Here is a 23,890-nt window from a genome sequence, read left to right on the forward strand (position 1 = left end):
CCCGGGCACTGATCATTCAGCTGGACCCGTGTCCAGCCGGGATGAATCGCTTGTTGTTTGCCAATAGGCTTTCTCAATGCCTTCACGGGAAGCCGGTGTATGGTTTCAGCTGAACTGCAATGAAGGCTTCGAATTGACATCTGAAAATCAAACCGTGCAGGCTGAAAAACAACGCGTCGTGCTTCGCACCGCGCTCATCTGTCTGGCGATGCTGCTGGTCGGCGTGCTGATTCTCTACCTGATTTTCTCGACCGAACCCACAGCGCGCCGCGACAGTGCGGTTCGCCAGACCGCATCCCTGGTTGATGTGACGCGCGGCGAATTCGGCACCTTCCGGCCGATTGTCGAAGCCATGGGCACGGTTCGAGCGGCGCGGGAGATCACGCTGAGTGCCCGCGTCGAGGGCGAGGTGCTGGAACTCGGTCAGGATTTCGTGCCGGGCGGTCTCGTCGAAGCCGGTGAGCTGCTGGTCCGCATCGACGACGCCGACTACCAGGTTGCCGCCGAGCAGCGGCGAACTGCGCTGGATATGGCGCTGGCCGAACTCGAGATCGAGAGAGGCGAGCGTGCCGCGGCGGCGACCGATTATCGGCAGTTCAACCGTGAACTGCCACCGGAACGTCGTGCCCTGGTGCTGCGCGAGCCCCAGTGGCAGGCCGCTCAGGCACAAGTCCGGTCAGCGCGGGCCGACCTGCGTCAGGCGGAACTGGACCTGGAGCGAACCCGCCTCGAGGCGCCCTTCGATGCCCACGTCATTTCGCGTGAGGTCAATATCGGTTCCATTGTCGGTCCAGGAGCAGCCCTGGGCCGGCTGGTCGGCATCGACAACTACTGGGTCGAAGCCACCGTTCCGGTGACCCGCCTGCCGTGGCTGCTTCTGCCTGATGGTGGCCGGCAGGGTGCGCGCGTCGAGTTGAGAAACGACAAGTCCTGGCTGTCGGGTCAGGTGCGCGAAGGTGAGTTGTTTCGACTGATCGGCCAGCTGGACGGCGATACCCGGCTGGCGCGCGTGCTGATTGCAGTCGACGATCCGCTCGCCAGGCAGTCCGGCCAGCCGCTGCCGCGTCTGCTCCTTGGCGAGTATCTGACCGTCCGGATCGAGGGGCGCGCGATCGAGAATGTCGTCCGTCTCGAGCGCGATTACATTCGCGCCAACGATACGGTCTGGCTGATGGTCGAGGGTCGCCTGGTCATTCAGCCCGTCTCGATCGTTTTCGAGGATGAGCGCTATGCCTACATCGATCAGGGGCTGAGCGACGACGATCGGGTCGTGATCACGCGCCTGGCTACGGTGCAGGACGGTCTTCGGCTGCGGCTCGACGACGGTGGCGACGATATCGGAGAGGGCAGCGCACCATGAGTGCGCCATCGGCCGGGGCCGGCCGGCCTGCGCACGGCCCGATCGCCTGGATGGTGGCCAACCCGATCGCCGCCAACCTGGCCATGATCATCCTTCTGGCCGGCGGGGTATACACCGCGATTACCATGCAGAAGGAAGTCCAGCCGCGCTATGAGCTGGACTACGTCGATGTCAGCGTCTCCTACCCGGGCGCGGCCCCCGAAGAGGTCGAGCAGGGCATCCTGCTGCCGGTCGAGGAAGCCATCCGCGGCGTTCAGGGCATCAAGGAAATCACGTCGACGGCGCGCGAGGGATCGGGATCGATCAATCTGGAGCTGGTCGCCGGCGTCAACCGCATGCGTGTCTACCAGGATGTCGATCAGGCGGTCGCACAGATCCGCACCTTCCCGATCGACGCCGAGGAACCGCAGGTTCGCCTGCGGTCCTGGCAGCGCGATGTCATGGAGATCGGGCTGTATGGTGATGTCGATGTCTGGAGCTTGCGACAGATTGGCGAACGCGTGCGTGACCGGCTGCTGACGGAACCGAACATCACCCAGGTAGAGCTCAGTAATGTGCCGGCCTATCTCACGCATGTCGAGGTTCCCCAACGGGCGCTGCGGGAGTACGGTCTGACGCTGGGCGAAGTTGCCGACCTCATTGCGCGCTCGAGCCGTGACGTGCCGGCCGGCGCGATCGATACCAGTCGTGGCGAAATCCTGCTGCGCTTGAACGAGCGCAAGGTGTGGGCGCGCGAGATGGCTGACATCGTGATTGCCAGCTCCGATTCCGGTGCCCCCTTGCGCCTCGGCGATATCGCGCAGTTGCGCGACGGATTCGAGGAAGTGGGCTTCCACTCACAGTTCAATCGCCAGCCATCGATCGAAATCGAGGTATTCCGGGTCGGCAGCCAGTCGCCGCTTCAGGTAGCAGACTCGGTCCAGGCCGTGCTCGACGAGCTGGAGTACAGTCTGCCCGAGGGGGTCAGCTGGCGCATTGACTCGAATCGTGCCGAGGAATTCGGCGACCGTCTCAACCTGCTGCTGAAAAACGGCGCGCTGGCGATCGTCATCATCGTTGCCATTCTGGCGCTTTTTCTGGAGGCCCGCCTGGCCTTCTGGATCATGATGGGCATGACCATTTCATTTGTCGGCGCCATCAGTTTTCTGCCGGGTTTTGGCATCAGCATCAACATGATCTCGATGTTCGGCTTCCTGGTCGCGCTGGGGATCGTTGTCGACGACGCCATCGTGGTCGGCGAAAACGTCTATGAACAGCGCGAACGCGGCCTGGGGATGATCGACGCGGCCGTAGTCGGTGCGCGAGAAATGGCCTGGCCGGTCACCTTCTCGATCCTGACCAATATCGTCGCATTCCTTCCGGTCATGTTCATTCCCGGCATTCTGGGCCAGTACTGGTGGCCGCTGCCGGTGGTGGTGATCGCGGTGCTGGCGCTGTCGCTGCTCGAGGCCTTGTTCATTCTGCCGGCGCATCTGGCGCATATCCGCGAACGCAGGCACGCAACCGTTGGCGAGGGACTGCACCGCCTGCAGCGGCGTTTTTCGCGCGGGTTTTCCGACTGGGTCGAGACCCGTTACAAGCCCTTTCTTGAACTGTGCCTGAAACATCGCTACGTGACCCTGACCGGTGCGCTGATGCTGCTGGCTGTAACCGGCGGCTACGCGCTCAGCGATCATCTGGGCATGATCACGATGCCTGAGCAGCCGGCCGACGAAATCGAGGCCGGCGTGCGTCTGCCGGTCGGAACCACTCGCGATGTCGCCGCCGACATGGCAGCCGAGATCACCGAGGCCACGCATCGCATGTTCGAGGAACACGATCTCTACCAGGCCGCCGAGGGCATCAAGACCAATGTCCGCGGTCGCACGTTCATCGACGTCGAGATCGTGATGCTGCCCCCGGCGGAACGCGATATCTCCACGCTTGAGGTCATCGAGCTGTGGCGCGAGCAGATCGGAGATATCAAGGGCGTCGACCAGATCACCTTCGAGGCGGAGCGGGGTCCGGGCAGCTGGCGAGATGACATCAGTATCGATCTGAGCCATTCGGACATCGAAGTGCTGGAGCGAGCTTCGGTCGCGCTGGTTGAACGTCTGCAGGAATTCGCCAACACGCGTGACGTCAACGACAATTACGAAGCCGGTAAGTCGCAGCTGGATTTCACGCTGCTGCCCGAGGGCCGCGCCCTCGGGCTGACGCCGGTGGACGTGGGCCGGCAGCTGCGCGGCGCCTTCTACGGCGACATCGCCCTGCGCTACCTGCGCGGCACCAACGAGATCGAGGTGCGCGTCAAGCTGCCCGAAGACGAGCGCGAAGATATCCGCACACTGGAGCGTTTCATCGTTTTAACCCCTGACGGCGTCGAAGTGGCGCTCGAGGATATCGCGCGAATCGAGACCGGCCAGGCGTTTACCTCGATCAACCGGCGAGACGGTCGCCGTATCATCAACGTCGGCATGGACGTCGAGCCGAAAAACGCCATTGGCCGGGTCCAGTCCGCAATCGACCAGGATGTGCTGCCGCAGCTCCAGGCCGATTTTCCGGGTCTGACCTGGACCTATGAAGGCAGTAACCAGGAAATGCGGGAATCCACCTCGGCGCTCTGGGGGGGGTTCGGCCTCGCGATGTTTGCCGTCTACGCGCTGCTGGCCATCGCCTTCGGCAGTTACATTCAGCCGCTGATCGTGATGATGGCCATTCCCTTCGGCATCGTCGGGGGCATCATCGGCCATATCATACTTGGATACGACCTGTCGCTGGTCAGCATGCTCGGCGTTGTTGCCGTATCGGGTGTCGTCGTCAACGGCGCGCTCATCATGGTGCATTTCGCCAACCGGCAGCGCGGTGATCTGTCGGCCCATGATGCCATTCTCACGGCGGGAGTCCGCCGCTTCCGGCCGATCGTGCTGACCACGGTGACCACGTTTGGCGGGCTGGCGCCAATCATCTTCGAAACCTCGATCCAGGCCGTGCATCTCATTCCCATGGCCATATCGCTTGGTTTCGGCATCGTCTTCGCCACATCGATCATGCTGCTGGTCGTGCCCTGTCTGTACATGATGCTCGAGGATGTCTACCGGCTGGTTCATCGGCCCGGATCAGATACCCCTTGAGCCTGGCCAGTGCGATCGTCGCAGCCTGGGGCGTGCGGTCTATCGTGGTGGCCTGAACCCTGCAGAGCGATTGGCTGGCGTTGGCCATCTGGATCCATTGCTGCCTGGCGATTCATGGACCGGTACTCGACTTCCTGCAGCGGCGCACGGCCCGGCGGCGCTTCGGTACAACCTGAAAACTCAAAGCCAGCCCTGGTCGCGCGCGATGCGGTAGGCTTCGATGCGGTTGTCGGCCTGCAGTTTGCCGATGGCCTCGGATAAATAGTTGCGGACGGTGCCTTCGGCCAGGTGCAGTCGCCGCCCGATTTCGGCGTTGCCGAGACCCTCGCCCGCGAGCCTGAGCACCTGGCGCTCGCGCTCGGTCAGCGGATCGCTGCTATCGAAGGCGGTCAGCGCCAGTTCGGGATCGATGACACGCTGTCCGGCGCGGATGCGGCGGATGGCCTCGGCCAGCTGATCGGCCGGCGTTTCCTTGAGCAGGTAGCCGCGCACCCCGGCTTCCAGCGCTCGCCGCAGATAACCTGGGCGCGCAAAGGTGGTGAGGATGACCACGCCTGTGTCTGGCGCGTGGCCGCGAACCCACTCGGCCAGGTCCAGGCCGGTGCTACCCGGCATCTCGATGTCGGTCAACAGCAGGTCGGGTTTCCCGGATTCAACCAGGCATCGGGCTTCGTCGCCATCGGCAGCACGCCCGATCACTTCGATGTCGTCTTCGAGCTCGAGCAGCGAGGCGAGGGCACCGAGCAGCAGGGTCTGGTCTTCGGCCAGCACGAGGCGGATCATGCGGCCTCCAGCGGAACGCGGGCGGTCAGGCTGGCCGAACCGCGCAAGCCGATATCGAGCCGGCCGCCCAGCGATTCGATTCGAGCACGCATGCCCTGAATGCCGTTACCGTCCATGCGGATGCGTCCGCCACCGTCGTCGTCGATGGTCATGCTCAGCTCAGCGTTGCTCGTCTCGATCCGGATCCGGCAACGACGGGCCTGGGAGTGGCGAATGACGTTGGTGACCGCCTCGCGCAGCACCAGCGCCAGCATGCCCTGCGTCTGCGCGGGCAACTCGATGCCTTCGTCGACTTCGATGACCGGGTCGATGTCGGCCGCGCGCAGGCTCAGGCGCATGTGTTCAAGGGTCTCGCCGAGGGTCTGTCGCTGGTAGCCGCTGATGGCTTCGCGCACATCGGCCAGGGCCTTGCGGGCGCTATCGCCCATGGCGCGGATTTCCTGGCGGGCCCTGTCGCCATCGCGCCGGACCAGGCGCTCGGCCAGCTCGCTCTTGACGGCGATCATCGACAGCGTATGGCCGAGCACGTCATGCAGGTCACGGGCGATGCGCTCGCGTTCGGCCACCCGGGCCAGACGCCTGGTCTCGGCCTGGCTCAGCTTGAGTTCTGCGTTCTTGCGTCCCTGTTCGGCGAAGAAAATGTTGGCCATGCCGATCATGATGCTGATGAACACGCCCGGCATCCAGTAGAAGGGCTCCGGCCGGGCCAGCGGTGCGATCACCGCGGCAAACGCGGCAATGCCGAGCACGACCCAGACGGCCCGTCGGGGCGGGCCGACCAGGTGGGCGAAGGCGGCCGCATAGATGAACATGACGCTCGCGCCGGCGTTGCTGAAGCTCCAGGCGGCGCCCAGGGCCGCGATCGCCAAAATGTGCCACAGGGCGGCTGCCCCCGCGCGGCGATAGGCACTGAAGTAGAGCACCAGGAATACCGCCACGGTTGCCAGGCCCAGGCCCAGTTCGAGCGGTCCGACCGGCCTGAAGTACCACTCGACGAAGAAGAATGCGCAATAAACCAGCCACAGGTAGGCCGTCCAGCCCTGGCCGCTTTCGGGCGGAACCAGCCACTGGTGAACCTTCTTGACGCGTCTGGTCAGGATCATTCGGTGCGAACGCCTGCCTGTTGTCGGTCGAGAGTCATCTCGAGCATGGGGTACCAGGTCTGTCCCCCGTCGGGTGAGATCTGACCGGTCTCGTGCCAGGTGTCGCCCGAGATTTCGATTTCGAAACGCAAAAGCGAACCCGAGCCTTCGTCCCGGAACGACCAGCGCATCAGGTCCTGATCATCGATTTCGAGCTCGACTTCATGGGCGCCTCCCCGCATATCGTGCGTCTGGAAATTGTAGCGCTGTGTGGCGCTGTCGTAGTAGACCACGCCCAGCGCCTCGTGAGTCACGATTTCGCGTCCATTGGGACCGGTGCTGGTGCCCCGGCCCTCGACCAGCAAGATGGTGCCACCGAGCCTCTTCGTGACCTGCTCGGTGATCTCGAACGTCTGACGCTGGCCCGGGCCGGACATGGCCCAGCCGCTTCCCTGCCAGATTCCACTCCAGTGATGCAGGCGGCTGATGGCGTTGAGGTTGTCCTGCGGCGGCGCGTGATTCGAGCCGCTTGCCATGGCGGCCAGCGAGGCGATCGTCAGTATTCCGGCGATGGCGGTGATTGCGTAGAGGTTTTTCATGACCGAAGGCTCCTGTCAGGATACGCCGGACAGACGCCGCCAGCCCAGCGCGGTCATCACGGCAAAGCTCAGGCTGAATACGCCGAGTACGGCCAGGGAGTGGCCCCAGTCGGCACTTTTGGCACCCGTGATATCCAGCGCCAGGGCGGCGAGGTGATAGGGCGGCAGCCATTCGGCAATTGCCTGAAGCCAGCCCGGGAACATCGCGGATGGAATCCACAGGCCGGAGAGGAACCCGAGCGGTAGGTAGACCAGGTTGAGCACCGCCGGAGCAGCGTTGGGGCTGAGCCACAGGCCCAGCGCCAGACCCATCAGGCAAAATGGCAGGGCGCCGAGCGTCAAAATGCCGGCCAGGGCCAGCCACTGGCCGGCCTCGAGCCGAACGCCTCCGAAAGCGGCAGCCAGTGCGCTCATCATGACCACGATAATGATCGCAAACAGAACAGCGCCGAAAGCCTTGCCGGCGATCACCGCCGAGACCGGGGCCGGAGATGCCCGCAGAAGCAACAGCCAGCCCTGGGCACGTTCGGTGGCAATCGACACGCCGAAGGAAAACAGCGCGGCCCCCATGACGCCGAACGTGGCGAACGTGCACAGCAGCCACAGCGACTGGCCTCTGAGCATCAGCAGACCGAAGAAGCCGTAGAACATCACCGGGAAGAGCAGCGTGGGCAGTGTGTAGGCTGGCGTGCGCAGCAGATTGAGCCACTGCGCGCGGATGAGCTGGATGGACGGATGGGCGGCGATCATGCGGCCTCCTTTTCATTGGCGTCGAGTCGGGTCAGGGCGAGAAAGGCGGTTTCCAGGTCGGCGCCGGCGACTTCGAGATCCTCAATTGAATCGTCGGCGGCCAGCAGCGCGCGAACCGTGTCGATGCCGCGTTGGCTGAGGATTTCGGTTCGTTCCTCGCCGACCTGCACGGACTGTACCGCCGGTAGGGTCTCGATCTTCTCGGCCGGCAGCCGGGTGCGCAGCCGGATCCGGTCGCTGGGCACGCGGCGGCGGATGGTGTCGGGTGTGCCCTGGTCCAGGATGCGCCCGTGATCGAGCACGACGACGTGATCGGCAAGCCGCTGCGCCTCGTCCATGAAATGCGTGCACAGCAGGATCGAGACACCGAAGCGACGCCGCGCCTCGATGGCCCGCCACAGGATCCGGCGGGCGGCGGGGTCGAGACCCGTGGTCGGCTCGTCGAGGATCAGCCAGTCGGGCCGGCCGATGACGGCCAGGGCGAAGAGCACGCGCTGCTTCTGGCCGCCCGAGAGGCGGTCGAAGCGGCGGTTGGCCAGATCGACCAGGTCAAGTTCATCGAGCAGGCCGATCTGCGAATCCGGCTTTGGGTAGAAGCTGGCGAACAGGGCCAGAAGTTCGGCAACGGTCAGGTTGTCCTGCACGCCGCTGGCCTGGAGCATGACGCCGCTGCGCCGCTGCGCCTCGAAGTTGCCTGGTCCGAGCGCGCCGAACAGCCGGATCCTGCCGCGCTGCGCGGGCAGGATGCCGAGCAGCAGGTGAATCAGCGTGGTCTTGCCTGCGCCGTTGGGGCCGAGCAGGGCGGTGACGAGACCGCCGCGCAGGGTCAGGTCGATGCCGGCCAGCGCCAGCGTCGACCCGTAGTCATGACGAAGTGCCGAACACTCGGCGACGATGGGATGGTTCATTTGCTTTGCTTCCGATGCTGTGTCGGAAACAGTCTGGACAAACCGGCCTGTTCGTCCCAGTGACGCGCCTCAGGAATCGCTCATGACATTTGTCAGGTCGATTCCGATTGCCGCATGGCCTCCTGCATGAACTGCATGGATTTCTGGTGGGCCGGGCGGTCCTTCAGACCGTCCCAGTATGCCGCGAACTCGGGCCGTTGATCGATGGTGCCGAACTGCATGCCCCAACCGATGTGGGAGCCGACGTAGACATCCGCGGCGCTGAAACGATCGCCGGCAATGAACTGGCGGTCGCGCACCGCCGAGGCCAGGGTGTCCAGGGTAGTTTCGAGCGAGCCAAAGCCCAGCATCATCCGCTGTTTCTCGTCGGGTTCGAGCCCGCAGGCCTTCGTGCCGACCGCCGCCTCGAGCGGGCCGGCGGCGAAGAACAGCCAGCGGTAGTATGCCCCGCGCTCGGGCAGCGGCGGAGCCAGCCCGGCCTCGGGAAAGGCGTCGGCCAGGTAGGCACAGATGGCGGCCGCTTCGGTCACGACGTGGCCATCGTGGACGATGGTCGGCACCTTGCCCATCGGGTTGACGGCCAGATAGTCCTCGGACTTCATCGCCGGGCCGTATTCGAGGACCCGCAGGTCGTAAGGCTGGCCGATCTCCTCGAGCATCCAGTGCACGATGCCGCCGCGCGACATGGGGTTGGTGTAGAAAACGAGGCTGCCGTTCATGATGGTCGTCCTGTTCCAGTCGTGAATCCATGCTGGCCCGTAGCGCGAAGCCTGACGAGAGCTGCCGGTCAGGCTGCGGCTCCGGCGGCAATGCCGAGCCCGCCGATCATCAGGCCACCGGGGCAAGCTCCGATGACGAGCCGGTCACCGGCCGCCGCCATCGTCGTCTTCGCTCCCGGCTTCCGGATCGTCGTCATGATCGGAGGGTTGACCGGTTTCGGTTCCGTCCTCCGGATCGGGGGCTTGGTCGGGTGTAAGGGCCGGTTCAGCGTCCGGTTCGGCTTCCGGTTCGGGTTCTGGTTCAGGCTCTGCCGGTTCGACCAGCTCGCGGTACTCGCCCTCGGTCAGGCTCGAGGCGGTCTGCAGGAAAGCGATCAGTGCCCACAGTTCCTCGTCGCTGACGCGTTCGCGTCCGACCGCCGGCATGGCGGACATCTTGATACCGTTTCTGACCACCCAGAACGTGCCGGCCGGGTCTGGCTGGCCGCGGGTGAGCGCCGGTGGCGGCGGGTCGAAGCTGTCGCTGGGCGGCCGCCCCGGCCGCCCGTGACAGCCGGCGCAGGCCTGGTTGTAGGCAACCGCGCCGGCGGAGACTTGCTGCCGGCCGCCCAGCTCCGGCACGTCGATATCGGCCGCCCGCCGGCGGATGGAGTGGCTGCGGACCGTTTCCAGATACCACTGGGTCCAGGGCATGTGCCCGGAACCGACCGAGACATCGTAGTGCCCGCTGAAGGCGTAGGCGATGGCCCCGCCGATGACGATAACGAGCAGAATCAGTACGGTGCGAATGAATCGTCCGATGGCTTTCATGACTTCTCCTCCCGCGCTTGTCGGCGCTCATGGTAGCGCTCCGCCGGCAGGATTGCCATTGGTTGTTGGCGGTCGGTTAGACTGAAGCGTGAAGTTGAAACGCGCCTGCACGACCCCCGACGATGACCATGCATAAGACCATAGTTCGCCTGTTCGTGAACGCCTGCCTGGTGGTCATGGCGACGATGCCCGCCCAGGCGGGCCAGGTCCGAACGGACTCGTCCGAGTTCCACCGTGCCAGTGAACTGCTCGAATCGGCGCCCCTGATCGATGGACACAGTGACGTGCCCTGGCAGGTGCGAAAGCGCTTTGTCGGCCGGGTTGATGCGCCGGGATTTGCCGGCGGTAACAGTCTTAGGGTCTGGATCGGGTCGGCTCGGTCACTGGAATGAAATCGGTTCGCGACCCCATTGTCGACCTGTTTGCGCAGGCGTCGACCTGTCCGCGACTGGCCGTGTTGCTGGTGCTCGTACTGGCGGTTGCGGCCCAGGCCGGACAATCGTCGCAGCAGCTGCGCATTGCGGCATTCGGCAGCGTAGTCGAGATTGTCGTGCGCTCGGCGCCGCAGGCGCAGGTCGAGGCGGCGGCGCGTATCATCGACCGCGAATTCCAGGCCATGCACCGCCGCTGGCATGCCTGGGAGCCGGGACCATTGGTCGAGGTCAACCAGGCCATTGCCCGTGGCGAGCGGACCATTGCCGTGCCCGATGATATCGCTGCGCTGATTGCCGAGTCCCGGCAACTCTACCAAGCCAGCGAGGGCCTGTTCAATCCAGCCATTGGCGGCTTGCTGGAACTGTGGGGCTTTCAGTCCAGCGTGATGCCGGAAGGTCCGTTGCCAAGCAAGGCGCAGATCAGGCGCTGGCTGGAGCAGTCCCCATCAATGACTGATCTGCGCCTAACCGGCAATGTGCTGGTCAGCCGCAATCCGGCGGTACAGCTGGATTTTGGTGCCTATGCCAAGGGCGTGGCGGTTGATCGGGCGATCGACATCCTGCGAGAGCACGGCATTGGCCATGCGCTGGTCAACGCCGGTGGCGACGTGCGGGTCATCGGTGATGCGGGCGGGCGTGTCTGGCAGATCGGCGTTCGCCATCCCGAAGGCAATCGTGGCAGCATTCTCGGCACGATTCAGGCCGCCGACGGCGAAGCCGTGTTCACCTCCGGCAACTACGAGCGGTTCCGAAGCGACGGCGAGCGGCGCTATACGCATATTCTCGATCCGCGCACCGGCTGGCCGGTCGAACGGGTGACTTCGGTGACCGTCGTCGGCCCGCGCGGCAGCAGCGCCGATGCAGCCGCCACCGCGCTGGTCGTGGCCGGGGTTGATGACTGGCCGCGCATTGCCCGCCGCATGGGGATCGACAAGGTGTTGCTGGTCGACGATGCGGGCAGAGTCTGGATGACCCCGAGAATGGCCGAGCGGGTGTCGTTTCGCCGCCCGCCCGACGCCGTTGAGTTGCGAACGCCCGGCTTGTCGAGGTGATGATGGCCAACGCCTGGTCAGTCGGCTATAGTCTTGCCGATGAGTGATATGTTCAGGAAATCGTTCCGAATCCGGCAGCTGCTGCTCTGGCTGCTCCTGGTCTGGCCGCTGGCGGCCGTGGCCCAGGTGTCCGAATCCTTCGTTCGACTGAGCGAGAACGCTGACGGCAAGCCACAGGCCCTTGAGGTCGCCATCGCGCGATATCAGGACAGGCAGGGGCGCCGGGTCGATCTGGTTGGCGCCATCCACGTGGCTGAACGCGACTTTTATCAAGCGCTCAATCAACGTTTTGCCGGCTACGACCGGGTGCTCTACGAACTGGTCGGTGACCCCGACGGCGAGGAGCTGCCGGCCAGTCCCGCGCTCGCCGTGGTCGGTCTGATGCAGGGCGGCATGAAGGAAGCGCTGGGGCTGACGTTCCAGCTCGACGAGGTCGATTACGATCAGCCCCATTTCGTTCATGCCGACATGACCGCGCGCGAGTTCGGGCAACGTATGGCCGAGCGCAATGAGTCCATGTTCGGCACCATGATGCAGCTGTGGGCGATGTCGGTGGCGGCCGAAGCGAGCGGTGCCCAGTCTTCCAACGCCATGCTGCTGCGCGTGCTGCTCGCCAGCGACCGCCGCCAGGCGTTCAAGCGTGTATTGGCCGAATCCCTGGTCGACCAGCAGTTTTTTTTCGAGGCGCTATCCGGTGATGGCGGTTCGACCCTGATCACCGAGCGCAATATCAAGGCGCTCGAGGTGCTCGAAGCCGAACTGCGCGCCGGTCATACCGAGCTGGCGCTGTTTTACGGTGCCGGCCACCTGCCTGACTTCCACCGTCGGCTGGTTGGCGAATACGACTTCGAACAGACCCGTGTCGAATGGCTGACCGCCTGGCGTTTCGGCGCCGAGTCATCGAGATGAATGAACGCGCAATGGGCGACGCCCATCGCCTGCCATCCGTTCGCTTTCGCTATCGTCTCAGCCCGCTCGACCTGAAACGCGGTCTGTGGATGATGGTTGTCGTTGTTCTGGGACTCGCGGTTCTCGGTGCCCTGGTCGGGGGCGATTCGCCTGAAACACTGCTTGAGGATCTCGGCCGCATGCCCGTCTGGGCCTGGGGGCTGGCGGCAGCAGGTTCGGCCATGGTGGTGGTGTTGCTGGCCCGCTTGCTGCGCCATGCCGACAACGCCAGACTGACTGTCGATCGTGACGGGATTCGCTGTTCTCCGCATAAGCTCCACGGCCAGCGGTTCTGGTCGCGCCACGACTGGCAGCTGAGCTGGTCGCAGATCCGCAAGGCGACGCTTTTTCACCCGCCGCGCAAGAGCCGCGCAGTGCAGGCCTGGCTGCAGACGACGCTCGAGCTGGAAGGCGCCGATCAGAGCGTCAGCATGGGCCTGCTGCACTGGGAGCCGGAGGGACAGGAACTCGAGCGGCCCTCTTTGACAACGCTGCAGCCATTCAAACAGCTCAGAGTGCTGATTGATGAGCATCCGCTGCCTGCGCTGCTCGAGCAGGCCGGTGTGCCGCTGCACCGTGAGCGGGTCCGATGGCGTGACCGGCGGCGCATGGCCGATGCAGCACGCGCCGGCTGGCGCACCCCTGAGCAGGGTGGTGCGGTTGACTTGCTGGCCTGGCCTTCACTGGTTGCCATCCTTGCCCTGATGGTTGTTTTGGGCAGCGCTGCCGCGTTGCATTTCGTGGTGCTCGACCCCATTCGCCCGCTCTGGGCGCCGCAGCCCGGTCCGCTGCTGCTGGTCGGCGCTGGTGTGTTCGCCGTCGCCGCGCTCGTCGCCCACCGGGCACCCGTGCGCGAGCGCATGGCGCTGGCCTTGCTGCTTGGTGCGCTGAGCGCGGCGCTGTTTCATCCGTTCCATGCCCGCGCTCTGGTGCTTGCAGCCGGCTCATCCGAGACCGTTTCGTATCAGCTCATCGAGGCGGGGCGGTTCCGATCCCTCGACGCGGACTACCCGGCGATGAATCTAAGCAACATCGACATCCCAGAATACTGGCGTAGCCTGGCACCGGACAGCGACCACGAATTCGAAATCTACTCGCTCGGCAACGATCGCTACGTGCTGGATCTGGCCGCGTTGTACGAGCGCACACGGGCGTTTTACGAGCAATTGGACTGAACGACGGGCATGCATGGCCCGGCGCGCGATGCTGGTTGCGCGAAACGACTCGAACCCCGGACCGGTCCGTGGCCCAGCGCAGGCCTGTTGCACCATCCATTGCATGGTTCCACGCCCGGACCCGGCTGATTGCCGGTCGGCACGGTCAACCACGTGTCGGTACAATAGAATATCGAGACTTCGATCGCCCCTTGCTCAAGAGGACTGGCATGGTTCAACAGTATCCGCACCCTGACGACATCGATTCCCGGGAGACCCAGGAATGGCTGGAGTCGCTGGCCGCCGTCGTCGAGCGCGAGGGCCCTGAGCGAGCGCACTTTCTGCTCGAGCGCCTGGTCGAGCTGGCGCGCCGTTCCGGCGCCCACCTTCCGTTCGACCTGACCACCGCCTACATCAACACCATTCCGCCGCACCGCGAGCCGAGCATGCCCGGCGATGGGGCGCTGGAGCGCCGCATCCGCTCGATCATCCGCTGGAACGCCATGGCGATGGTGGTGCGCGCCTCGCGTCGCGGCGGCGAGCTGGGCGGGCACATCGCCAGCTTCGCTTCGGCGGCGACGCTCTACGACGTTGGCTTCAACCACTTCTTCAAGGGCCCGGATCACGAAGACGGCGCCGACCTGGTCTACTTCCAGGGGCATTCCTCGCCGGGCTTCTACGCCCGCGCCTTTCTCGAAGGCCGGCTGAGCGAGGATGATCTCGACGGCTTCCGCCGTGAAGTCGACGGTGAGGGCATCAGCTCCTACCCGCACCCCTGGCTGATGCCGGATTTCTGGCAGTTTCCGACCGTGTCGATGGGCTTAGGGCCCATCATGTCCATCTACCAGGCGCGCTTCTTGAAGTATCTGACCAACCGCGGCATTGCCGATGCCGGCAAGCGCCGGGTCTGGAGCTTTCTCGGCGACGGCGAGATGGACGAGCCCGAATCGCTGGGTGCGATCTCCCTGGCCGGGCGCGAAAAGCTCGACAACCTGACTTTTGTGATCAACTGCAACCTGCAGCGTCTCGACGGCCCGGTGCGCGGCAACGGCAAGATCATCCAGGAACTGGAAGGGTTCTTCCGCGGCGCGGGCTGGAACGTGATCAAGGTCATCTGGGGTTCCTACTGGGATCCGCTGCTGGCGCGCGATACCAAGGGGCTTTTGCGCCGGCGCATGGAAGAAGCGCTCGACGGTGATTACCAGAAGTACAAGGCGCGCGACGGCGCCTATGTGCGCGAACACTTCTTCGGCGCCTACGACGAGCTCAAGGAGATGGTCGCCGACCTGTCCGACGAGGACATCTGGCGCCTGAACCGCGGCGGCCACGATCCGCACAAGATCCATGCCGCCTACCATTCGGCCGTGCATCACGAAGGCCAGCCGACGGTGATCCTGGCCAAGACCATCAAGGGCTACGGCCTGGGCCAGTCGGGCGAGGGCCAGAACATCTCGCATCAGCAAAAGAAGCTCGACGACCAGGGCGTGAAGTACTTCCGCGATCGCTTCAACGTGCCGCTGTCCGACGACAAGCTCAAGGATGTGCCCTACTACCACCCCGGCGAGGATTCCGACGAAGTTCGCTACATGAAAAAGCGACGCGATCAACTCGGCGGGCCCCTGCCGCAGCGTCGCGTCGACTACGAGCCCCTGGAAGTGCCCGAGCTCGACGCCTTCGAAAAGATCATGGCCTCGACCGGCGAGCGCGAGATCTCGACCACCATGGCCCTGGTGCGCTGCATGACGGTGCTGCTGCGCGACAAGAACATCAAGGACCGCATCGTGCCGATCATCTGCGACGAGGGCCGCACCTTCGGCGTCGAGGGCCTGTTCCGGCAGATCGGCATCTACGCGCCCTTCGGCCAGCTCTACGAGCCGGTCGATTCCGACCAGCTGGCCTATTACAAGGAAGCCAAGGAAGGCCAGGTGCTGCAGGAAGGCATCACCGAGGCCGGCTCGATGAGCTCCTGGATCGCCGCGGCGACCAGCTATGCTTCGAGCGGCGTGCCGATGGTGCCGTTTTTCCTGTTCTACTCGATGTTCGGTTTCCAGCGCGTCGGCGACCTGGCCTGGGCGGCCGGCGACATGCGCGCGCGCGGTTTCCTGATCGGCGGCACCTCGGGGCGGACCACGCTCAACGGCGAGGGCCTGCAGCACGAGGACGGGCACAGCCAGGTCCAGGCCGGCCTGATTCCCAACTGCGTGTCCTACGACCCGACCTTCGCCTACGAGCTGGCCGTGATCCTGCAGGACGGCCTGAAGCGCATGTACGCCGACGGCGAGGACGTCTACTACTACATCACCGTGCTCAACGAGAACTACCAGCACCCGGACATGCCCGAGGGCGCCGAGGACGGCATCCGCAAGGGCATGTACCTGTTTCGGGAAGGCGACGGCGACGACTCACCGCGCGTTCAGCTGATGGGCTCCGGCGCGATCCTTCGTGAGGTGATTGCGGCGGCTGAGATTCTGAAAGACGACTATGGTGTCGAGTCCGATATCTGGTCGGTGACCGGCTTCAACGAGCTGCGCAAGGAAGCGCACGAGGTCAGCCGGCGCAACCGGATCAAGCCCGACGAGTCGCCGAAAACGCCCTGGATCACCGGCCTGCTCAAGGATCGCACGGGCCCGGTGGTGGCGGCCACCGACTACGTCCGTGGCTTTGCCGACCAGGTGCGCGAGTTCGTGCCGGCCGACGACTACATCGTGCTGGGCACCGACGGCTTCGGCCGCTCGGACACGCGCGAGAACCTGCGCCGCTTCTTCGAGGTCGACCGCTACAACGTCGCCTGGGCCGCGCTGGTCGGCCTCAACCGCCAGGGCAGGTTCGACGACGACAAGCTAATCAAGGCCAGAAGCGCGCTGAATATCGACCCCGACAAGCCGATGCCCCTGACGGGATGAGCGGAATGGTGTCGGTATTGTAGGTCGGGGTCGCATCCCCGACGGGCGAGGGGTCTGACGGGTGCGCGGATCTCGAATGTCGACCGTCGCGGATGCGACCGCGACCTACTCGGCACGGTACCATCTCGGATGCGACCGCGACCTACTCGGCACCGGAAGGTGGGTCGACCTGACGGGATGAGCGGATTGGGTGTCGGTATTGTAGGTCGGGGTCGCATCCCCGACGGGCGAGGGGTCTGACGGGTGCGCGGATCTCGAATGTCGACCGTCGCGGATGCGACCGCGACCTACTTCGGCACGGTACCATCTCGGATGCGACCGCGACCTACTCGGCACGGTACCATCTCGGATGCGACCGCGACCTTCGCGACGCCAATAGATACAGTATGAGATACATGCCATGAGCAAGAAGCAGGAAATCAAGGTCCCGGACATCGGCGATTTCGACAAGGTGCCGGTCATCGAGGTGCTGGTCTCCGAGGGCGACGAGATCGAGACCGAGCAGTCGCTGATCACGCTCGAATCCGACAAGGCGACCATGGACGTGCCGTCCACGGCAGCGGGCAAACTCATCGAGCTGAAGGTCTCCGAGGGCGACGAGGTTGGCGAGGGTGATGTCATCGGGGTCGTGGAGATTTCCGAAGGCGACGGGGAAGCGTCGGACGATGCCGGCTCCGGGGATGAAGATGAGACGGGTTCCGGTTTCCGGGTTCGGGGTTCCGGGGGGTCTCCAGATGACTTGGAGAGTGCCGATGAATCCGATGGCTCCGGCAAGAATGACGAAGCCCGCCCGGAAACCGGAAACCGTAAAACGGAATCCGATTCATCCCGCCCGGAAACCGGAGACCGGAAACCGGACACCTCGTCAGGCGAAGGCGACAAGCAGTCAGCTGGCAAGGCGTCCGCCAGCGGCGACGATCTCCCGGCGCCCCCGGTGCCCTTCGAGGCGATGGACCAGGATCCGTCGAAGCTACCGCATGCCTCGCCGGCGGTGCGCAAACTGGCGCGTGAGCTCGGCGTCGACCTGACCGGTGTCGAGGGCTCTGGACGCAAGGGGCGCATCACCGAGGACGACCTCAAGAATCGCGTCAAGCGCTTGATGGAATCCGGTGGCGCTGCCGCAGCAAGCGGTGCCGGACTGAACATCGCCGAGCCGCCGCAGGTCGACTTCTCGAAATACGGTGAAGTCGAGGAGGAAAAGCTCTCGCGCATCAAGCAGATCTCCGGACCTGCCCTGCACCGCAACTGGGTGTCGATCCCGCACGTCACGCAGTTCGATGAGGCCGATATCACCGAGATGGAGGCCTTCCGCAAGGCCAGCAAGCGGACCGCCGAGGAGGCGGGCAGCAAGATGACCCCGCTGGTGTTTCTGATCAAGGCGCTGGTGGCCGCCCTGAAGGCATTCCCGCACTTCAATGCCTCACTGTCCAACGACGGCAAGACGCTGATCAGGAAAAAGTACTTCCACATCGGCGTGGCGGTGGATACGCCCGACGGCCTGGTCGTGCCGGTGATCCGTGACGCCGACCGGAAGGGCCTGATCGAGCTGGCGCAGGATCTGACCGATCTGTCGACGCGCGCACGCGAAGGCAAGCTCAAGGGCGACGAGATGAAGGGCGGCTGCTTCTCCATCTCGAGCCTGGGCGGCATTGGCGGCACGGCCTTCACGCCGATCATCAATGCGCCCGAGCTGGCCATCCTCGGCGTGTCGCGTTCGCAGATGAAGCCGGTCTGGGACGGCGAGCAGTTCCAGCCCAGGCTGATGCTGCCGCTGTCGCTGTCCTACGACCATCGCGTCATCGACGGCGCGGACGCCGCGCGCTTTACCCGCTACCTGGCCGAGCAGCTCGAGGACTTGCGGCGGCTGCTGCTTTGAACCCGCAGCGCACCGGCTTCGGCATGATGCTGGTCGCCGCGGTCGGCGTCCTGCTGCTGCTGACCTTCGTGTTTTCCGGCCTGGTCCAGGACCGGCGCAATCCGAACCAGCAGGTCCGGAGCCAGCGCGTCGACGGCGGCGTCGAGGTCGTGCTGGAGGCCGACCGCCAGGGCCATTTCGTGGCCGCCGGCGCGATCAATGGTCGAGACGTCACTTTCCTGGTGGACACCGGAGCGACCCTGGTCTCGGTGCCGGAGGCGCTGGCCGATCGCATCGGCCTGGAGCGCATGGCCCCGATCGGGCTGGAGACGGCCGCAGGCCCGGTGCAAGGCTGGTTGACCCGTCTCGATGAGGTACGCCTGGGTGATATCGTTCATCATGATGTGCGCGCGGCGATCAATCCCGGCCGACATGATACGGCGCTGCTCGGAATGAGCTTTCTGCGCGAGCTTGAGTTGAACCAGAGCGACGGCCGGCTGCGTATTGTCAAGCGCAATCGATAGTCCGGGTCAATGGCGAGTGCTCTGAGTCGCATGGCGGCGCGCTGCGCGCTGGTGTTCGCAGCGACAGTTCTTCAGCTCGGCTGCCAGGTCAGTCAGCAGCGCATAAGCGGCGCGCCTGGCGGAAGGCGGCAAGAATTCAAGGTAGGCCTGGCTGCGCTGGGGCTCCGTGCAGGCCAGACCCATGGCGCGCAGCAGTGCTTCCTCGGCCGGCCAAGCGCAACCGTGGCACGGCGGGGCGAAGCACAAATCGTCGGGTAAGGAGGAACGAATCAGCCGGGCGAGACCGAACAGCAGCGCCGCCGTGGATTCGAGGCAATGCTGCCTCAGCCAGGCTCGGCAATCGAGCGGATGGGCACGATCGCGCGCGCAGATGCGAAGGGCGTGCAGAACAACCAGATGAACCGGCAGGTGTTGGCACATCGTCAGCGGTCCTGGGTCATGCCCAGCAGCAGGCAGCAGGGCCCGGCTTGCAGGCAGGTCGGGGTTTCGATGGGAAACGCATCGGCCAGGCGTGCGGCCAGCGCCCGAGCAGCCTGCCCCCAGCATCCCGGCACGATACCGATCACCATGGCTCCGCGGGTGAGTCGGCCCGCATAGTCGTCAAGCGATCCGGCATCCGGGCACACCACCAGGCAGTCAAGCCGGGCGCAGTGTCCGTCACAACCGGCGCAGCGTTCGCGGCGCATGAGCCATTCCAGGCCGGCCTTGGACAGGGTGTCGAGCATTTCGATATCGGAGTCATCGCGCGGTTGCCAGACCAACAGCGCGCGCTGGTTCTCGGCCAGGGCGCAGGCCAGCGTCAGCAGCGCGGTTTCCGGCGGTCGACCGGCCAGGGCAGTGGAGCGCGGCCGGCGGGCGCGGACCAGCCAGTACAGGGTACTGTGCGCCGGATTGGCCGGTTCGGCATGCCGCCCCGGTGTCAGGCTGGACAGATAGCGGCGCACGCGTGGATCGATCGTGCGGGCTGGCAGGTGGCTGTCAGTGACCATTGGTGTTTCGCCATACACTCTGACCGAAAACGGCATCAAGCGTAACGGGAATCATTCGTAAATGCAAATGATTCCTACTTGAGTTGCTTAGCCCCGCCTGCTGCAACCGCAAACACCTGCTGCTGACCATCGTCGACCAGTCGTACACGACAGCGATACAGGCGACTGAGATTGCTTTCGGTGAGCATTTGGCGGGTCGGTCCGGCTTCCCATTCACCGTCGCCGTAGAGCATGAGCACGTGGCTGCAGTAGCAGGTAGCCAGATTGACCTCATGCAGCGCCATGACCGCTGCCTTGCGGGCCTCGCGGACCTGGCGCTCGAGCACGTTGAGCACGTTGACCTGATTGGCCGGATCGAGGTGGTTGGTCGGTTCGTCGAGCAACATCACCCGCGGGTCCTGAACCAGAACCGTGGCCAGGGCCAGGCGTCGTGATTCGCCACCGGACAGGTCCATGCAGCTGCGCTCGGCCAGTTCGAGCAGGCCCAGGGCATCGAGCGCATCGCGGGCCCGGTCTCGATCACCCGATTGTTCCCGCGACCAGGCACCCAGATGCGGGTGGCGTCCAATCAGCGCCGTTTGCAGGCAGGTGGCATCGAAGGCGTAGTGGGTATGCTGGGTGAGCATGCCGAGCCGCTGGGCAATCTGGCGTCGGCCCATGGTTGCCATCGGTCGACCCTGCAGCTCGATGCCGCCGCGCACGGGCGGACGAACGCCGGCCAGCGTGGTCAGCAGCGTCGACTTGCCGACGCCGTTGGGTCCGAGCACGCCCCAGAACTCGCGCCGGCCAATGCTGACATTGAGATCGCGAACGACCTGGACGCGGCCGATACGCACGTCCATGTCCAGAGCGGTGAGCAGGGCGGCGGCTTCCATCAGCGGATGCGGGCGGCGCGATGGAGCAGCAACAGAAACAGGGGCACGCCGATCAGCGCGGTCAGCACTCCGACAGGCAGGTGGCGCGGCGCCAGTATGCTGCGGGCCGCGGTATCGGCAATGACAAGAAAAGCGCCGCCGGACAGCGTGGCTGCCGGCAACAGCGCCCGATGGTCGGCACCGACCAGCAAGCGCATAAGGTGCGGCACGATCAGACCGACAAAGCCGATCGCACCTGCAATCGACACTGCAACGGCAGTTAGCACCGAAGCACCCACGTAGATCTCCCAGAAACGAATACGGGTTGGCTCCCCGAGAAGCATTGCCTGCACTTGACCGCCGGTCATCACGTTGAGTGCGCGCGCCCGGGCCGCCAACAGCACGGTACTTCCGGCCGGTATCAGCAGCCACCACAGCGACAGGCCGGCGTAGGACAGATCGCCCATCAGCCAGTACAGCATGCTGCGCAGACTGGCGTCGGGCCCGGTTGCCAGAATGAACGAGATGATGGCTCCCCATCCGGCCGCGACGACAACCCCGGTCAGCAGTACCCGCGTCGTGCTCCATGCACCCCGGCCCCGGGCCAGCACAAAAACGAGCACCATGCTCAACATGGCACCGGCGAAGGCCAGAGCCGCGACCGGCAGCGTGCCGATGCCCAGCGTCAGGCCAATCAGCGCAAAGGCTGCGGCGCCGCCGGACAAGCCGAGAATATAGGGGTCGGCAAGCGGATTTCTGAGCAATACCTGCATCAGACACCCGGCCTGCGCCAGTAATGCGCCGGTCACGAAAGCGGCTATCGCCCGCGGCAGACGCAGCTCCCCGATCAGGAGGCGGGTGCCGGAGTCGCTGGTCCAGGGCCAGTGCCAGCCGCTGCTGCCCCAGCTGATGGCCAGCAGAAAGGCCAGCAGGGTGGCCAGAATCAGCCCCGACCCGACGGCGATGCGTTTTTTGGCTGGTGTGCGGGGCATGAATTGATTACTATCATCTGCAGTTGAAATAATTGGCGGCACGGTATCACAGCCGGCCGCGGTGATAACCGACATGATTGATCCCGACGGTTTCCGGCCGAACGTCGGAATCGTGCTGGCCCGGGATGACGGTCGCGTCTTCTGGGCGCGACGCGCCGGCAAGGATGGCTGGCAGTTTCCGCAGGGCGGCATGCATACCGATGAAACGCCGGTCGAGGCAATGTACCGTGAACTGGCAGAAGAGACGGGATTGAAACCCCAGCATGTCGATGTGCTGGGCGCGACGCCGGGCTGGCTGCGATATCGATTGCCACGTCGGTACCGGCGGCGTCATCAGAAGCCGGTTTGCATCGGCCAGAAACAGGTCTGGTTTCTGCTGCGTTTTCTGGCCAATGACGACGCCTTCGATCTGGCGGCCGTTGACGACCCCGAGTTCGACCGCTACCGCTGGGTCGACTTCTGGTATCCGGTCAGACACGTCATCCCGTTCAAGCGCCGCGTCTACGCGCGCGCGCTCCGCCACCTCGAACCGCTGCTTGAGGCCGGTCCGGAGTCCACCGGGCCATCCTTCGGTCCGGCACGTTGATGACCGAAGTGGTCCGATCACCCGTGCAGGGAGACTGAATTGAGTCGATACTTCTTTTCGCTGGTGGCTCTGGGAATGCTGTCGGTTGACAGCCTCCAGGCCGAAGTGCTGACGGCACCAGACCTCGAAATTGCGCGCGAGCTGCGTGAACAGACTCGGGCCGGTGATGGCGGCTACGAGATCGTGGCCGACCTGACCACCCGGATTGGTCCACGCCTGGCTGGCAGCGAGGCTGATGCGCGGGCTGTTGAGTGGGCTGTTGGCCTGTTCGAGAGGATCGGTTTCGACCGTGTCTGGACCGAGCCGGTTACGTTTCCCACCTGGCATCGTGGCACTGAGCGCGCCGAAGTTGTCAGCCCGGCCCGGCATGAGCTGGTCACTCTCGCGCTGGGTTTCTCTCCGGCCACGCCGGCCGGCGGCATCGAGGCCGAGGTCGTGATGTTTGATGATCTTGCGGCACTGCAGGCCGCAGCGCCTGATTCGGTTGAAGGGCGTATCGTGTTCATCCGTAACCGAATGGAGCGAACGCGCAGCGGTGTCGGCTATGGACGTGCGGTTGGCGCCCGGTCGATCGGCAGCCGGGTGGCGGCTGAAAAGGGCGCCCTGGGGCTGGTCATTCGCTCAATTGGCACATCGAACAACCGATTTGCCCACACCGGGATGCAGCGTTTTGATTCCGATGTGCGGCTGCTGCCGGCGGTGGCCGTTTCCAACCCCGACGCTGACCTGCTGGAGCGCCTGATGCGGGTTGACGAGCCAGTGCGGCTCAGGCTTGAAGTCGATGCCGAAACGGTCGAGGCCTACACATCGCACAATGTAATTGCCGAAATCACCGGCGCCAGTCATCCGGACAAGATCGTGGCGCTGGGGGCTCATCTCGATTCCTGGGATGTGGGCACCGGCGCGCTCGATGATGGTGCCGGAGTGGCCATCGTGGTCGAGGCCGCGCGCCGGATTCTGGCGCTTGAGCGGCGGCCGGAGCGGTCGATACGGGTCATTCTGTTTGCGGCAGAGGAAACCGGGCTGTGGGGCGGGCGCGCCTGGGCCCAGGCACGCGCCGGGCAGATCGAAAACTACCAGCTGGTCGCCGAGTCCGATTTCGGCGCCGGGCGCATCTATGCCATTGATGCGCGCGTCTCTGATGCGGCCTGGCCGGTGATCGAAGCCATCCAGCGTGAGCTCGAGCCATTGGGAATCGAGCTGGGGGGGCGCCAGGCCTCGGGTGGGCCTGATTTTTCGCCGGCTGCTCGGCTGGGCGTGGCTGCGGTCGATCTGCGCCAGGATGGGACGGATTATTTCGACTACCACCACACCATCAACGACACGCTCGACAAGATCGATTCGGACGACCTGGCGCAGAATGCCGCCGCCTACGCGGTGCTGGCCTGGCTTGGCGCCCAGTCGCTGGTCGACTTTGGCTCCGGAGAAACACTGCTGGAGTGAAAACTCCCCGCCTCTCGTTGATCGAGCGATTC

The 23,890-nt window shown here is 64.8% G+C and carries 22 protein-coding genes; 11 read left to right on the forward strand and 11 right to left on the reverse strand.

Going from position 1 to position 23,890, the window contains the following annotated elements; translation table 11 throughout:
• Positions 1 to 154 precede the first annotated feature (154 nt).
• Together HND55_02085 and HND55_02090 are read left to right on the forward strand one after the other, a co-directional pair.
• Complete coding sequence (locus tag HND55_02085) at positions 155 to 1,360, forward strand: efflux RND transporter periplasmic adaptor subunit (GenBank protein ID QKK01546.1); 1,206 nt, start codon at positions 155 to 157, stop codon at positions 1,358 to 1,360.
• On the forward strand, positions 1,357 to 4,473 hold the full coding sequence (locus HND55_02090) for an efflux RND transporter permease subunit (GenBank protein ID QKK01547.1): 3,117 nt from the start codon (positions 1,357 to 1,359) through the stop codon (positions 4,471 to 4,473). The genes HND55_02085 and HND55_02090 overlap by 4 nt, the downstream gene beginning before the upstream one ends.
• Before the next feature lie 180 nt (positions 4,474 to 4,653).
• Here the strand turns inward: HND55_02090 and HND55_02095 are convergent, their stop codons facing one another.
• From HND55_02095 to HND55_02125, 7 genes are all read right to left on the reverse strand, one after another.
• A complete protein-coding gene (locus HND55_02095) occupies positions 4,654 to 5,256 on the reverse strand; it encodes a response regulator transcription factor (protein ID QKK01548.1) in 603 nt (200 codons plus the stop codon).
• Positions 5,253 to 6,359 (reverse strand): sensor histidine kinase, encoded by a 1,107-nt coding sequence (locus HND55_02100; protein QKK01549.1) that lies wholly within the window; start codon positions 6,357 to 6,359, stop codon positions 5,253 to 5,255. Before HND55_02100 ends, HND55_02095 begins: the two co-directional genes overlap by 4 nt.
• Positions 6,356 to 6,937 (reverse strand): hypothetical protein, encoded by a 582-nt coding sequence (locus tag HND55_02105; GenBank protein QKK01550.1) that lies wholly within the window; start codon positions 6,935 to 6,937, stop codon positions 6,356 to 6,358. The genes HND55_02100 and HND55_02105 overlap by 4 nt, the downstream gene beginning before the upstream one ends.
• A 15-nt stretch (positions 6,938 to 6,952) precedes the next feature.
• On the reverse strand, positions 6,953 to 7,687 hold the full coding sequence (locus tag HND55_02110) for an ABC transporter permease (protein QKK01551.1): 735 nt from the start codon (positions 7,685 to 7,687) through the stop codon (positions 6,953 to 6,955).
• A complete protein-coding gene (locus tag HND55_02115; GenBank protein ID QKK01552.1) occupies positions 7,684 to 8,595 on the reverse strand; it encodes an ABC transporter ATP-binding protein in 912 nt (303 codons plus the stop codon). The genes HND55_02110 and HND55_02115 overlap by 4 nt, the downstream gene beginning before the upstream one ends.
• Positions 8,596 to 8,687: 92 nt before the next feature.
• On the reverse strand, positions 8,688 to 9,314 hold the full coding sequence (locus HND55_02120) for a glutathione S-transferase family protein (protein QKK01553.1): 627 nt from the start codon (positions 9,312 to 9,314) through the stop codon (positions 8,688 to 8,690).
• Positions 9,315 to 9,458: 144 nt separating this feature from the next.
• The gene (locus HND55_02125; GenBank protein ID QKK01554.1) at positions 9,459 to 10,124 is read right to left on the reverse strand and encodes a cytochrome c; all 666 of its coding nucleotides are present in this window, start codon (positions 10,122 to 10,124) and stop codon (positions 9,459 to 9,461) included.
• 122 nt (positions 10,125 to 10,246) lie between these two features.
• On the opposite strand from HND55_02125, the gene HND55_02130 reads away from it, so the two are divergent.
• The 7 genes from HND55_02130 to HND55_02160 all read left to right on the forward strand — a co-directional run bounded on the left by HND55_02130 (position 10,247) and on the right by HND55_02160 (position 18,994).
• Positions 10,247 to 10,516, forward strand: coding sequence for a hypothetical protein (locus HND55_02130; GenBank protein QKK01555.1), 270 nt, complete (start codon positions 10,247 to 10,249; stop codon positions 10,514 to 10,516).
• The gene (locus HND55_02135) at positions 10,513 to 11,610 is read left to right on the forward strand and encodes an FAD:protein FMN transferase (GenBank protein ID QKK01556.1); all 1,098 of its coding nucleotides are present in this window, start codon (positions 10,513 to 10,515) and stop codon (positions 11,608 to 11,610) included. Before HND55_02130 ends, HND55_02135 begins: the two co-directional genes overlap by 4 nt.
• A gap of 48 nt (positions 11,611 to 11,658) precedes the next feature.
• Complete coding sequence (locus HND55_02140; GenBank protein QKK01557.1) at positions 11,659 to 12,519, forward strand: hypothetical protein; 861 nt, start codon at positions 11,659 to 11,661, stop codon at positions 12,517 to 12,519.
• Positions 12,516 to 13,733, forward strand: coding sequence for a hypothetical protein (locus HND55_02145; protein QKK01558.1), 1,218 nt, complete (start codon positions 12,516 to 12,518; stop codon positions 13,731 to 13,733). Before HND55_02140 ends, HND55_02145 begins: the two co-directional genes overlap by 4 nt.
• Before the next feature lie 209 nt (positions 13,734 to 13,942).
• Positions 13,943 to 16,615, forward strand: coding sequence for a pyruvate dehydrogenase (acetyl-transferring), homodimeric type (gene aceE / locus HND55_02150; protein QKK01559.1), 2,673 nt, complete (start codon positions 13,943 to 13,945; stop codon positions 16,613 to 16,615).
• Positions 16,616 to 17,015: 400 nt separating this feature from the next.
• Positions 17,016 to 18,491 carry a dihydrolipoyllysine-residue acetyltransferase gene (locus HND55_02155; GenBank protein ID QKK01560.1) on the forward strand — a complete coding sequence of 492 codons (1,476 nt, stop codon included), beginning with the start codon at positions 17,016 to 17,018 and terminating at the stop codon, positions 18,489 to 18,491.
• 23 nt (positions 18,492 to 18,514) lie between these two features.
• The gene (locus HND55_02160; GenBank protein ID QKK03953.1) at positions 18,515 to 18,994 is read left to right on the forward strand and encodes a TIGR02281 family clan AA aspartic protease; all 480 of its coding nucleotides are present in this window, start codon (positions 18,515 to 18,517) and stop codon (positions 18,992 to 18,994) included.
• A 6-nt stretch (positions 18,995 to 19,000) separates the two neighbouring features.
• On the opposite strand, the gene HND55_02165 is transcribed toward HND55_02160, so the two are convergent.
• The 4 genes from HND55_02165 to HND55_02180 form a co-directional block, all read right to left on the reverse strand.
• Positions 19,001 to 19,414, reverse strand: a complete 414-nt coding sequence (locus HND55_02165) for a hypothetical protein (GenBank protein QKK01561.1) — start codon at positions 19,412 to 19,414, stop codon at positions 19,001 to 19,003.
• Positions 19,415 to 19,416: 2 nt separating this feature from the next.
• On the reverse strand, positions 19,417 to 19,983 hold the full coding sequence (locus HND55_02170) for a hypothetical protein (GenBank protein QKK01562.1): 567 nt from the start codon (positions 19,981 to 19,983) through the stop codon (positions 19,417 to 19,419).
• Positions 19,984 to 20,057: 74 nt separating this feature from the next.
• On the reverse strand, positions 20,058 to 20,825 hold the full coding sequence (locus tag HND55_02175) for an ABC transporter ATP-binding protein (protein QKK03954.1): 768 nt from the start codon (positions 20,823 to 20,825) through the stop codon (positions 20,058 to 20,060).
• A 32-nt stretch (positions 20,826 to 20,857) separates the two neighbouring features.
• Positions 20,858 to 21,829: an iron ABC transporter permease gene (locus HND55_02180; protein ID QKK01563.1), complete on the reverse strand. Its 972-nt coding sequence runs from the start codon at positions 21,827 to 21,829 to the stop codon at positions 20,858 to 20,860.
• A gap of 73 nt (positions 21,830 to 21,902) precedes the next feature.
• Between HND55_02180 and HND55_02185 the strand changes: the two genes are divergently transcribed.
• Both HND55_02185 and HND55_02190 read left to right on the forward strand, forming a co-directional pair.
• Complete coding sequence (locus HND55_02185; GenBank protein QKK01564.1) at positions 21,903 to 22,415, forward strand: RNA pyrophosphohydrolase; 513 nt, start codon at positions 21,903 to 21,905, stop codon at positions 22,413 to 22,415.
• Positions 22,416 to 22,490: 75 nt separating this feature from the next.
• Positions 22,491 to 23,858, forward strand: coding sequence for a M20/M25/M40 family metallo-hydrolase (locus HND55_02190; GenBank protein QKK03955.1), 1,368 nt, complete (start codon positions 22,491 to 22,493; stop codon positions 23,856 to 23,858).
• The last annotated feature ends 32 nt before the right edge of the window (positions 23,859 to 23,890 follow it).

This window comes from Pseudomonadota bacterium, assembly GCA_013285445.1.
Classification (GTDB): domain Bacteria; phylum Pseudomonadota; class Gammaproteobacteria; order Xanthomonadales; family Wenzhouxiangellaceae; genus Wenzhouxiangella.